Annotated in this window: 11 protein-coding genes and 1 tRNA gene; 5 read left to right on the forward strand and 7 right to left on the reverse strand. The window is 75.8% G+C overall.

Annotated elements, in window-relative coordinates; genetic code table 11:
- The first annotated feature begins 69 nt into the window (after window positions 1–69).
- From ABT263_RS13030 to ABT263_RS13040, 3 genes are all read left to right on the forward strand, one after another.
- The gene (locus tag ABT263_RS13030) at window positions 70–2,868 is read left to right on the forward strand and encodes a helix-turn-helix transcriptional regulator (RefSeq protein WP_352290560.1); all 2,799 of its coding nucleotides are present in this window, start codon (window positions 70–72) and stop codon (window positions 2,866–2,868) included.
- A gap of 28 nt (window positions 2,869–2,896) precedes the next feature.
- Window positions 2,897–3,037, forward strand: coding sequence for a hypothetical protein (locus tag ABT263_RS13035; RefSeq protein WP_352290562.1), 141 nt, complete (start codon window positions 2,897–2,899; stop codon window positions 3,035–3,037).
- A 236-nt stretch (window positions 3,038–3,273) separates the two neighbouring features.
- The gene (locus tag ABT263_RS13040; protein ID WP_352290564.1) at window positions 3,274–3,639 is read left to right on the forward strand and encodes a MerR family transcriptional regulator; all 366 of its coding nucleotides are present in this window, start codon (window positions 3,274–3,276) and stop codon (window positions 3,637–3,639) included.
- Between the two features lie 78 nt (window positions 3,640–3,717).
- Here ABT263_RS13040 and ABT263_RS13045 read toward each other — a convergent pair whose 3' ends face one another.
- The 4 genes from ABT263_RS13045 to ABT263_RS13060 form a co-directional block, all read right to left on the reverse strand.
- The gene (locus ABT263_RS13045; protein WP_352290566.1) at window positions 3,718–4,866 is read right to left on the reverse strand and encodes an IS701 family transposase; all 1,149 of its coding nucleotides are present in this window, start codon (window positions 4,864–4,866) and stop codon (window positions 3,718–3,720) included.
- A 284-nt stretch (window positions 4,867–5,150) separates the two neighbouring features.
- A complete protein-coding gene (locus ABT263_RS38895; protein ID WP_502885795.1) occupies window positions 5,151–6,038 on the reverse strand; it encodes a TetR family transcriptional regulator in 888 nt (295 codons plus the stop codon).
- Between the two features lie 222 nt (window positions 6,039–6,260).
- Window positions 6,261–7,244: an NAD-dependent epimerase/dehydratase family protein gene (locus tag ABT263_RS13055; protein ID WP_352290568.1), complete on the reverse strand. Its 984-nt coding sequence runs from the start codon at window positions 7,242–7,244 to the stop codon at window positions 6,261–6,263.
- Window positions 7,241–7,867 carry a ScbR family autoregulator-binding transcription factor gene (locus ABT263_RS13060; RefSeq protein WP_329488588.1) on the reverse strand — a complete coding sequence of 209 codons (627 nt, stop codon included), beginning with the start codon at window positions 7,865–7,867 and terminating at the stop codon, window positions 7,241–7,243. Before ABT263_RS13060 ends, ABT263_RS13055 begins: the two co-directional genes overlap by 4 nt.
- A gap of 121 nt (window positions 7,868–7,988) precedes the next feature.
- On the opposite strand from ABT263_RS13060, the gene ABT263_RS13065 reads away from it, so the two are divergent.
- The gene (locus ABT263_RS13065; RefSeq protein ID WP_352290570.1) at window positions 7,989–8,936 is read left to right on the forward strand and encodes a ScbA/BarX family gamma-butyrolactone biosynthesis protein; all 948 of its coding nucleotides are present in this window, start codon (window positions 7,989–7,991) and stop codon (window positions 8,934–8,936) included.
- 272 nt (window positions 8,937–9,208) lie between these two features.
- Here ABT263_RS13065 and ABT263_RS13070 read toward each other — a convergent pair.
- From ABT263_RS13070 to ABT263_RS13080, 3 genes are all read right to left on the reverse strand, one after another.
- A tRNA-Pro gene (locus tag ABT263_RS13070) sits at window positions 9,209–9,282 on the reverse strand.
- Window positions 9,283–9,382: 100 nt separating this feature from the next.
- A complete protein-coding gene (locus ABT263_RS13075) occupies window positions 9,383–10,324 on the reverse strand; it encodes a metallophosphoesterase (RefSeq protein WP_352290572.1) in 942 nt (313 codons plus the stop codon).
- Between the two features lie 133 nt (window positions 10,325–10,457).
- A complete protein-coding gene (locus tag ABT263_RS13080; RefSeq protein WP_352290574.1) occupies window positions 10,458–11,090 on the reverse strand; it encodes a CGNR zinc finger domain-containing protein in 633 nt (210 codons plus the stop codon).
- A 129-nt stretch (window positions 11,091–11,219) separates the two neighbouring features.
- On the opposite strand from ABT263_RS13080, the gene ABT263_RS13085 reads away from it, so the two are divergent.
- Window positions 11,220–11,675, forward strand: a complete 456-nt coding sequence (locus tag ABT263_RS13085; protein ID WP_329488535.1) for a GatB/YqeY domain-containing protein — start codon at window positions 11,220–11,222, stop codon at window positions 11,673–11,675.
- The last annotated feature ends 176 nt before the right edge of the window (window positions 11,676–11,851 follow it).

The following is an 11,851-nucleotide window of genomic DNA, read 5'->3' on the forward strand; positions in this document are numbered from 1 at the left end:
GTCACGGATAGGTAGGGGAGCGGGCGCACCGCCGGGGCCGTAGGTAGGCCACGCCAGTAGGGTCGGAGGATGGGGATGCTCTACGGGCGGGAACAGGAGCAGGCCGTCGTCGACGCGCTGCTCGACGGCGCGAAGGCGGGCCGCAGCGGGGTGCTGGTGCTGCGCGGCGAGCCGGGGATCGGCAAGACCGCGCTGCTGGAGTACGCGGTGGCGGCGGGCGGCGGCGCGTTCCGGGTGATCCGGGCGACCGGCGTCGAGTACGAGGCCGAACTCCCGTTTGCCGGGCTCAGTCTGCTGCTCGCCCCCGGGCTCGACCGGCTCGCCGCCCTGCCTGGTCCGCAACGGCGTTCCCTGGAGGGCGCGTTCGGCCTGGGGGACGCCGCCGCACCGGCGCAGCCGGGCGGCGACCGGCTGCTCACCGGTCTCGCGACGCTCGGCCTGCTCGCCGAACTCGCCTCCGACCAACCCCTGTTGTGTGTCGTCGACGATGTGCAGTGGCTGGACCGGGCCTCGCTGGACGCCCTGCTGCTCGCCGCCCGCAGGCTCCAGGCGGAGGGCGTCGCCCTGCTGCTCGCCACCCGGGACGCGGGCGCCTCCGGCACCTCCGGCGACGGTCTGCCGCCGACCGGCCTGCCCGAACTCCGGCTGGCCGGGCTCGCCGAGCCCGCCGCCGCCCTGCTGCTCGACTCCCGCACCGCGTCGGCGCTGACCGGCGACGTCCGCCGCAGGATGCTCGCCGAGTCCGCGGGCAACCCGCTGGCGCTCACCGAGCTGCCCGTCCCGGTCGAGGGATCCGCCGCCGACCGGGCGGGGGCGGCCTCCGGCGGGCTGGCGCTCACCAGCCGTCTGCAGATCGCCTTCCACGGCCAGGTCACCGGTCTGCCGCCGGCCACCCAGACCCTGCTGCTGGTCGCCGCCGCCGAGGAGAACGGCGACCTCGACGTCGTGCTGGCGGCCGCGGCCGCCCTCGGTGTGAGCGCCGACCACCTCGCCCCCGCCGAGGAGGCGGGCCTGGTCGCCCTGGGCGCCGACCGCCGCCTCGCGTTCCGGCACCCGCTACTGCGCGCCGCGATCCTGCAACGCGCCCCGATACAACAGCGTCTGACGGCTCACCGGGCCATCGGCGGAGCCCTGGAGAACGGCGACCGCCGGACCTGGCACCTGGCCCTCGCCGCCACCGCGCCCGACGCCGACCTCGCCGACGCCCTGGAGCGCACCGCCGTCAGCGCGGAGACCAGGGGCGCGCACGGCGGCGCCGCCGCCGCGTACGAGCGCGCCGCCCGGCTCACCCCCGACCGCGACGGCGCCACCCGGCGCCTGGTGCTGGCGGCCGAGGCCGCCACCGAGGAGGGCAAGCTGGCACAGGCCGAGGCGCTCGCCGAGCAGGCCGGAGCCCGGACGGACAGCGTCTTCGCGCACGCCCTGCTGGACCAGGTCCGGGCCACCGCGCACTTCTGGCGCGGCTCCTACCCGACGGCCTACCGGCTGCTGCTGGACGCGGCCGGCACGGACATCGAGGCGCCGCACGCCGCCCGGATGCTGCTCCAGGCCTTCCACGCGGCCTGGTACGCCGGCGAGGAGCCGGTGGTCGCCGTGCTCGACCGGCTCGCCGCGCTCCCGCTGGCCGAGGGGGATCCGCTCACCCCGCTCGCCCGTCACCTGTCGGCGGCCGTCCTGCCCGCGCTGGGCCGCCCGGCCCCGCCGCTGCCGGCCGCCCGCGACACCGCGGCGGCGGCCCGTCGGGCGGGCGCCGAGACGCCGAGCGACCTGGTCCAGCTCTGCGGGGTGACGCTGGTCCTCGGCCGGGACGCCGAAACGGTGGAACTCGGCGCCGAACTCGTCGCCGAGGCCCGGGCCAAGGGCACCGTCGGGGTGCTGCCCACGCTGCAGTTCTTCCTCGCCGAGGCGGAGCTGTTCCACGGGCGGCACCGCGACGCCGAGGTCACCGCCACCGAGGCCCTGGCCCTGGCCCGGGACACCGGCCAGCACCAGTGGGTCAGCCAACTCAGCGCCCTGCTCGGCTTCCTGGCCGCGCTGCGCGGCGCGGAGCAGGAGTGCGCCGCGCTCACCGCGACCGCCCGGACGGCGACGGCGCTCACCCATACCAACACCGGGACGGGCCCCGGCGGCGGCGAGCCCGCGCCCGCGCCCGGGGAGCCCTGGGCCCAGTGGGCGCTCGCCCTGCTCGACCTCGGCCGGGGCCGCGCCGCCGATGCCGCCGAGCGCCTCCAGGCGCTCACCACCGGCCCCTACCGCCACCACGTGGGCGCCACCCGGGCCGTCCCCGACCTCGTCGAGGCCGCCGTCCGGCTGGGCACCCCGGAGCGGGCCGCCGAACCGTACGAGCGCTTCGCCCGCTGGGCCGGCGCCACCGCCGTGCCGTGGGCCGAGGCGCTGCGGCTGCGCTGCCAGGCACTGCTCGGGCCGGACGAACTCGCCGAGTCCGCCTACCGCGCGGCCCTCGACCTCCACGACGGCACCCACCGCCCCTTCGAGCAGGCCCGCACCGCGCTGCTCTACGGCGAGTGGCTGCGCCGCGAACGCCGACGCACGGACGCCCGCCCGCACCTGCGCGCCGCCCTGGAGACCTTCGAACTGCTCGCCGCCCACCCGTGGGCCGACCGCGCCCGCACCGAACTCACCGCCACCGGAGCCGGCGCCCCGGCCCCCGCCGACGCCCCGGTGGGACCCCTGGCCACCCTCACCCCGCAGGAACTGCAGATCGTCCGGCTGGCGGCGCGGGGGCTCACCAACCGCGACATCGCGGCCCAGCTCTTCCTCAGCCCGCGCACGGTCGGCCACCACCTCTACAAGGCCTACCCCAAGCTCGGCGTCACCGCCCGCACCGACCTCCCGGACCTCCTCTGAGGCTGCCCGCGGACCGGCGACGGCCGACGTGCCGGCAACTCGTCGCCGCCGCCGCTCCCGGCTCGGCAACGCGGAGCAGGCGGGGATCTTCCGCCCGAGCAGCCGGACCTTCGCGCTGAGCAACGCGCACGCGGGGCAGGCGGATTCGGTGTTCCAGATCCTCGGCTGACGGATCGGCGCAGGCGCGAACGGTGGGCCGGGCGACCGGGACGGAGAGCGGTGCCCGTCCCGGCCACCCGGCCCTCCCCGCTGTCCGGCCGCCAACTCCCCCGTGGGTCCGACGGTTCGTCACATCATGTGCGCTGCAGCGGAGTCGGTGGCCAGCTCCGCACGCGGCCGGGTGTTCCCTTCGGCGTTACAATCACCGTCGGTGGGCGATGCGCGGCCGCGCGTTCGGAGGGTCACATGCGGATCGGTGAACTGTCGGCGCAGACCGGGGTCAGCGTCCGCCTGCTGCGGTACTACGAGGAGCAGGGGCTGCTGGAGAGCAGCCGGCGCGACGGCGGCCACCGCCGGTACGGCGCCGAGGCGCCGGTGGTCGTGCGCCGGATCCGGGCCCTGCTGGGCGCGGGGCTCTCGACCAGTGCCATCCGTGATGTGCTGCCCTGTGTGAGCGGTGAGAACACGGTGGACTCGTGCGTGCTGGAGGTGCTCGAAGACCGGCTGGCGGCGCTGGACCGGCAGTTGCTGGTCCTCGGGGCGAGCCGGGCCGCCCTGGCGGGCATGGTCGCGGCGGCCCGGGAGGCGGAGGCCGCGGCGCTGGTGGCGTAGGGCGCCGGCGCTCCCGGGGCCGGCCCGCTGCCGCGCGGGCGGACGGCCGGCCCCGGGTGGGCGGCGGTCGGGCGGGGGTCAGGCGGAGGTGCGGAACACCTCGCGAGCCGGCGTCCCGGTCAGGTCCGGCCGGTCGTGGCCGAGCGCGTACGCGGCCGAGACCATCGTCATGTGGTGGTGCCAGCCGAGGTAGGAACGGCCCGAGAAGTCCAGCAGGCCGAAGTCGGCGCCCAGCCGGTCCACGGCGTCCCGGGTGGTCGCCGCGGTGCCGAGCAGAGCGAGCACGGCGGGGGCGTCCTCGCTGAGGTTGGTCAGCCAGTACCGCCGGTCCCTGCCGCCGCGGGCGTCCTGCACCCAGAGCCGGTGGACGGGCGCGCCCTGGACGCCGGGCGTCAGGACCGGGACGCAGCGCAGCGTCGGCTGCGGGGTGCCGGGCGTGCGCGGCCGCTGGCGCGGGAGGAGCGACTCGACCGGCACGGCGTCCTGCTGGATCCGGCCGAACCGCCCGGTGGTGGCCTGCAGGACGGGGCGGACGGCCTGGTGCGGCCGGGCCTCCAGCAGGTACGGGACGCCCCGGCGGGCGAGCGCCGACATCAGCGGCGGCAGGTCGTCGACCACCGTGAGGTCCGCGACCAGCGGGGCGACGGGGAGGTGGGCGGCCAGCCGGTCGACCATGTCGAGCACCGTCCGGTCGGCCGGGCGCGGGGTGACGGAGTCCGGGATCCGGGCGCGGACCCGGCGGTCCCGGTCCTCCGTCCAGTCGGCGTCGAGCAGCAGCGACCAGTCGACCGGTACGGCGTGCCGGTCGGTGGCGATGAACATCCCGGCCGCGGCCTGGCACTTGATGGTGCGGCCGAACTCCGGGACGAAGCGGCGGTGGACGCCGACCGCCTGGTCGCCCCGCTTGGGGATGACCGCCAGGGTGGCCGTCCAGGCGCGTACCGGGCGCGGGCCGGTGGTGGTGAGGCGGGCCAGGGTGCGGCGGGCCGGCCGCCAGTCCCACGGGCTGCCGTTGATGAACTGCTGCAGCGAGAGCGCGGCGGTCCGGCTCGTGGTCAGGCTGGTGGCCATGTTCGACAACGACTTGCGGCCCGGTGCGGCGAGCAGGCCGCGTAGATAGGCGTGGGCCCAGCGGCGTTGGTCTATCCGGGGCAGGTGGGCGAAGACCTGCTCGGCGAACCGGGAGACCGATGCTTCGCCGGCCGGCGGCAGGTGTTGCGCGTCCATGTGAGCTCCCCGGGATCGTGAGGTGCCGTGAGTGCCGTCCCGGGAAGAATAGCGAACGATCGCTTTGTTTTGGGGGTCGAGGTGAGCGCTGGCACGATTCTGACAAGTTCGTATGCCGGGGTGTGTGCGCCCCGGCGCACACCTGCCATCGCAGGGCGCGGAGCGTGGGGGTGCGCTGCTCCTGCGCCGGTACCGCGCCGCTCCTGCGCCGGTACCGCGCTGGTACCGCGCCGGTACCGCGCCGGAGTCCAGCCCGGCCACGGGGCGCGTACGGAGGGACGGCGTCAGGCCGAGGGACCGGCCAGCGTGCGGTGCCAGAGCCTGCGGAGCCGCTGCCGGAGCTCGTCCCCGGTGGGGGCGGTCGCCCCGCCCACCGGCACGACGCCGCGCCGCAGGGCCTCCGAGCCCACCACGAGGCAGTGCACCAGGATTTCGAGGTCCTGCGCATCGGCAGCCGCCGCCGTCGGGGCCATCCGGTCCCCGGGACCGCGCCCGTGGGGGGCGCGCTGTGCTGCGGGGCCTTGTACTGCGGGGCCCTGGACTGCGGGGCCTTGGGCTTCGAGGTCGTGCCGGGCCGCAGGGCCCTGCGGCCCGGGGCCGTTCGACCCGTCGGCCCGCGGCCCGGGGACGCCCGGCTGGTGCCGCGTCAGGTGCCCTCGCAGTACGGGGATCCAGCTGGCGTACCAGTTGTCGGCCGAGCCGGGCTGCTCCCAGGCCAGTCTGGCCGCCGCGCTGACGCTGGGCTCGTCCTGGAGCAGCCGGGTGAGCACGTCGGTCAGCCGCGCCACCTCGCCGGTGCCGCAGCCCGACGGGGCGCTGTCGGCCCCGCCGGGACTGTCGCGGGCCGGAGGCCCGCCGTCCGTTCTCCCGTCACCCGCCGGGGCCCTGTCGCCCGCCGTGGCCCCGTCCTCCGCCGGGCCCCCGTCCTCCGCCGTTCTGCCGTCCTCCGCCGGGCCCCCGAGGGCGGCCCGGGTGAGCTCGACGGCGTCCGCGCGGACGGCGTCCGCCAGGCTGGCCTTGGTGGGGAAGTGGAAGGTCAGCGCGCCCATCGTGACCCCGGCCGCCCGGCTGACCCGGGAGAGCGAGGTGCCCGCGTAGCCGTGCTGGTCGAACTCGCCCGCGGCGGCCCGCAGCAGGGCCCGTCGGGTGTGCTGGGCGCGTTCCTGTTTCATCGCCCACCGCCGTCGGGGAGGGCTGCTCTGGCGCACCGGCCGAGCGTCGGCACCGGCTCCACGGCCTGGAGCGGGGGACTGACGAACCGCATGAGCGGGAGTGGCTCCTTCGAGCAGACGGAGCGGGGCGGGCGGGAAGGCCGGGACCCCTGCGTCGGTCCGAGCCGATCCGACGGAGTCCCGACGCTACGCGGAGCGGGCCGCATACGCACCGCTCGGCCGTCATCCGCTTGCAGCTTTGGCAACTCCCTCGGAACTCCGTTCGGTGGCCGTGGCGTCCGTCCGCGCGAGGTGGTCCCGGTACCAGGGCGCGGCCGCGGCGAGCCGGTGCAGCGGTCCCGGCCCGGGATCGGTGCCGGTCGACCGCCAGATCTCCGTGCTGCGGTACCAGTGGTCCTGGGCCAGCAGCGCGAACTGCCGCTCGCTGAACACCCCGGGCACCCGCCGCAGTTCGGCCAGGCAGCGCTCCCAGGGCCAGTCCTGGCCGGGGGTCGGCGGCAGTACCCCGTGCTCGGCCAGGGCGTCCAACAGGGCGCCGCTGCGGACGGGTTCGGGGTGGCCGGCGTGGTGGACCCCGCTCGGTGGCCGTTCCGGCCCGAGCGCCAGCCCGGCGACGAGCCGGGCCAGGTCCTCCACCGCGACCAGCGAGAGCAGGGCCGCGCCGCCGTCCCACCGGGCCGGCACCCGCCGGGTGAGTTCGGCCAGGCAGGGCACGACCCAGCGGTCCCCGGCACCCAGCACCAGCGGCGCGCGCAGCACCACCGCGCCGGCGTCGAGCGCCGCGCGCTCCCCGGTCAGCCTGGTCCGGCTGGCCGCCGAGACGGGCGCCGGCGTCACCCCGTCCACGTCGATGCCCCGGTGCGGGCCGGGGCCGTACACGGCGGTGGTGGAGAGGTGGACGATCCGCCCCACGCCCGCCCGGGCGGCCTCCGCGAGCAGCGCCCGGGTGCCGAGCACGTTGACCGCCGCGCAGGCGTCCTCGTCACCGGAGACGGCGGCGGCGAGGTGGACCAGGACGTCGGCGCCGTCGGCCGCGCCGCGCAGGGTCGCCGGGTCGGTGAGGTCCGCCGCGACCCGGACCGTCCCGGGCGGCACGGCGGAGCGGGCGACGGCCCGGATCACGCCGGTCTCGGGCCGGGCGCGCAGCGCGGCGAGCACCGCGGAGCCGATGAAGCCGCCGGCGCCGGTCAGCAGGATGCGCGTCACGCCCGGTGCCCGCGCTCCGCGAGGACGCCCCGCAGGGTCTTCACGACCGGCGCGGTCGCGATCCCGGGCAGCAGGTACCACCAGAGCCGGGCGATCCGCTCCGGCAGGTCGGCGCGGTTGCTGCGCAGGTGGGACATGACCTGGGTGCCGGTGTAGGCCCCGACCAGGACCTGGGAGAACTCCGCCGAGTCGACGTCGGGCAGCAGCTCACCGGCCTTGCGGGCCTCCTCCAGCTCGGCGCAGAACTGCTCGGCCCACATCTCGTACGGCCGGACGTCCCGCAGGCCGAGCTGGCCCTGCTCGACGGCGAGCGTGACGCCCGCGCGCAGCAGCACGTTCTCCCGCAGCTCGTCGGCCAGGTACAGGTTGAGGTCGAGGAGCTGACGCAGACCGGCCGGCCGGTCCGGCAGTTCCAGGTCGGCGGCCTGCTCGTCCATCACCGCCTTGGCCAGTTCCTCCTTCGACCGGAAGTGGAAGTACATTGCGCCTTGGGTGGTGCCCGCCTGTGTGATGATCTTGTTGACGCTTGAGCCGCTGAAACCGTACTCGTCGAAGACCTGTGCGGCGGCCCTCAGGATCGTCCCGCGGGTGCGTACGGCTCGGTCCTGCTTCGCTCGCGTCACAGTGACTCCAAACTCCTCGACAAACAAAAAGAACGACCTCTACGTTATTTGCAGCGGGGCCCGGCGTACACAACGGAGGCTCCACCAACCACGCCAGTGGCCATTCTGGGGGAGTGCACACATGTATCGCACAGACCACGGCAGCACCATGACTGCTGCGACCACCGTGCCCAAGGAACTCGTCCACAAGCGCGCGGCCGAAGAAGTGCTGCTGACCGGCTGGGAGACCACCGGTCCGGACGCCTACCGGGTGACCGCCCGCTGGCCCCGCGATCGCGCCGACAGCGGCCTCTACGACCCGATGCTGCTGGTCGAGACGGTCCGGCAGAGCTTCCCGCTGCTCTCCCACGCCGCCTTCGACGTCCCGCTCGGGCACCACCTCGTCTGGGACCGGTTCAGCTTCGCACTGGTCCCCGAGCTGCTCCTGGCCGACCGCCCCGCCGAGCGGGACGGCGACGAGGTCCAGCTGGACGTGGTCTGCCAGGACGTGGTCCGCCGCGGCAACCGGGTCTGCGCCCTCACCCTCTCCTACATGGTGAGCCGGGCCGGCGAGCCGCTCGCCACCGCCCAGACCCGCTTCACCGTCCAGGCCCCGGCCATCTACCGGCGGCTGCGCGGGGACCACGCCGACGCCGCCACGGCGATGGCACGCGCCGTGCCGCCCGGGCCCCCGATACGCACCGCGAGACCCGACGCCACCACCTCGCAGGACGTCGCCCTCTCCGCCACCGACCACGCCCGGCGCTGGCAGCTGCGGGTCGACACCTCCCACCCGGTGTACTTCGACCACCCCGTCGACCACGCGCCCGGCGCCCTGCTCCTCGACGCCTGCCGCCAGGCCGCCCAGGCCCTCTGCTCCCCGGCCCCCGTCCTGGCGGTCGCCATGGAGTGCGTCTTCACCAGCTACGTCGAACTCGACGAGCCCTGCCTGGTCGAGGCCGCCCGCCTGGCCCGCGACCCGGCCGGCCGCGACCGCATCGGCGTGACCCTCCACCAGGGCCCCGACGGCGCCACCTCCTGCTCCACCGTCGTCACCGTCGTCCCCCACCCCGACGCCCCCACCCACTGACCCGCGCGGCCGGCGCCGTCGAGCAGATCACCACCGCCACGGAGAACGAACGGGCCCACCCGGCCCCGTACCCCGGGCGATGATCCACTCGACGGCCACCCCGCCCGTGGCGCACGTCACGGGAGTCCTGCCCCCGGTACCACTCCTGAGGGCGGATCAGCCACCGCCCGCCGGGAGCCGCCCCGGCCGGCGGCCTCTCCCGAGCCCCCCGGGAAAAGCAGTCAGGGCCGGTGACCCTTACGGGTCACCGGCCCTGAGCTGGTGTTACTGGGTCGGGGTGGCGGGATTTGAACCCACGGCCTCTTCGTCCCGAACGAAGCGCGCTACCAAGCTGCGCCACACCCCGGTCCTGCGGTTTGTTGCTCCGTCTCCTTCGCAACGAGTAGAACTCTACCGGACGCTTGCCGAGAGACGAAATCCGATTCCCCGGGGGGCTCCGCCGCAGGTCAGCGGGAGGGGGTGAGGGTGAGGAGGGTGGCCTCGGGCGGGCAGGCGAAGCGGACGGGGGTGTAGCGGTTGGTGCCGCAGCCGGCCGAGACGTGGAGGAAGGCGCGGCGGCCGCCGGCCTGGTGGGTGGAGAGGCCCTTGACCCGCTTGGAGTCGATGTCGCAGTTGGTGACCAGGGCGCCGTAGAAGGGGACGCAGAGCTGGCCGCCGTGGGTGTGGCCGGCCAGGATCAGCGGGTAGCGGTCGGCGGTGAAGGCGTCCAGGACGCGCAGGTAGGGCGCGTGCACGATGCCCAGCGAGAGGTCGGCGTCGGCGGACGGGCCGCCGGTGACCTCGCTGTAGCGGTCGCGGCGGATGTGCGGGTCGTCCAGGCCGGTGAACTCGAGGTCGAGGCCGCCGATGTTCAGCCGGCCGCGGGTGTTGGTGAGGTCGAGCCAGCCGGCCGCGTCGAAGCCGTCGCGCAGCTTCTCCCACGGGTTGTGCACGGCGCCGGTGATGCCGCGCCGCGCGGTGCCGTCGGGGTTGTTCATCCCGTGGGCGCCGCTGCGCATCGCCTGGAGGTAGCGGGCCGGGTTCTTGCGGGCCGGGCCGTAGTAGTCGTTCGAGCCGAAGACGTAGACCCCGGGGAAGTCCATCAGTGGCCCGAGCGCGTCGAGCGTGGCGGGGACGCCGAGCGGGTCGGAGAGGTTGTCGCCGGTGTTGACCACCAGGTCGGGCCGGAGTCCGGCGAGGCTCTGCAGCCAGTGCTGCTTCTTGCCCTGGCCGCTCACCATGTGGATGTCCGAGACCTGCAGTACCCGGAGGGGGCGGGCGCCCTTGGGCAGGACGGGGACCTCGACCCGGCGGAGCCGGAAGGAACGGACCTCGTACCCGGCGGAGTAGGCGAGGCAGGCGGCGCCGGTGGCGGCGATTCCGAGGGGGACGGAGTACAGCGGTCGCATCGCTCCATGCTCTCAGACGGTGGATCAGCCGGTGAACGTCCGGTGGGCCGGCGAGGACACGCCGCTGTGGTCCGAATGCCCGTGCCGCCGCCTGCGCCGGACCGTGCCGCCGCCCCGGACGTTCACCGGCCGGTCAGGCCGACCCGGTGGCGGGGTCCGTCCGCTCGGCCTCGTCGCGGCGGGCCCGGAGGGCGCGGACCTTGTGCAGGTTGCCGCAGTGCTCCATCGAGCACCAGCGCCGCCGGCCGGGCCGTGAGGTGTCGACGAAGATCAGGCGGCAGTTGTGGCCGCCGCACTCCCGGACCCGGTCCGCGTAGGGGCCGGTGAGCAGGGTGATGGCGTCCCGGGCGAGGGCGGAGAGGACCTGGTCGCCGTCGGCCGGCAGCGGGGCGGCGGCCGCGCCGTCCGGGCCGATCTGCGGGACGAGCGGCGGGCGGGCGGCGGCGCGGTTGAGTACGGCGTAGTCCGCCCCGGCCCCCGCCTCGCCGTGTGCCCGGGCCGCCGCGAGGCGCCAGAGCGCGTCCCGCAGGGTCCGGGTGGCGGTGAGCTGCCCCACGTCGACGCGGACGCCCTCCTCGGGGAGTTCCAGCCGGGACAGCTCCAGCCACCGGGTGAGGTCCTCGGGGCGGTGCAGCACCTCGTACCGGGCGTAGTCGCCGGGGCCGCCGGTGGTGAGGAGCTCCAGGCAGAGCGCGCCGGGGTCGAAGAGGTAGCGCGCACCTCCGGGAGTGTGCAGCACCAGTCCGGTCGCCCGTTCGTCAGTCATGTAACCACTATAAAGAGTTACCAGGCGGTGCGAGGAGCCTCCCGCGACCGCGGCCCGTGCGCGCTCCGCCGCCGATGCTCCGGCGTTAATGGCGGGCAGCCGATCGCCGCAGGTGGGAGACTCTGGGCCATGACCACGCTCAAGGAGCAGTTGCACCAGGACCTCACGGCCGCGATCCGGGACCGGGACGAGCTGCGCTCGGCCACCATCCGGCTGACGCTCTCCGCCATCACCAGCGAGGAGGTGGCCGGCAAGGAGAAGCGGGAGCTCTCGGACGCCGAGGTGCTGAAGGTGCTGGCTCGCGAGGCGAAGAAGCGCCGGGAGGCGGCCGAGGCGTTCGACGCCGCCGACCGGACGGAGCAGGCCGCGCGGGAGCGGGCCGAGGGGGAGTTGCTGGCGGGGTACCTGCCCAAGCAGCTGTCCGACGAGGAGCTGACGGCGATCGTGGCCGCCGCCGTCGCGGAGAGCGGCGCGACCGGCCCGCAGGGCATGGGCGCCGTGATGAAGCTGGTGAAGCCGAAGGTGGACGGCCTGGCCGAGGGCGGCCGCGTCGCCGCCGCGGTCAAGGCCGCGCTCACCGGCTGACGGCCCCGACGGCCGGCGGTCGGGGCCGTCAGCCGGGCACCCGCGACGCGCCGCCCGCCGCACGGGCACGGCGCACGGACCCGCCGCCGCACCACCCGCACGAACGAGAGGGGGGGGCCCCCGCGCCCAGGGCGGGGGGGGGGCCCCCCCCGGGGGCGCGGCGGGGGGGCCGGGGC

Origin of the sequence: Kitasatospora sp. NPDC001603 (assembly GCF_040298365.1) — a bacterium.
Taxonomy (GTDB): domain Bacteria; phylum Actinomycetota; class Actinomycetes; order Streptomycetales; family Streptomycetaceae; genus Kitasatospora.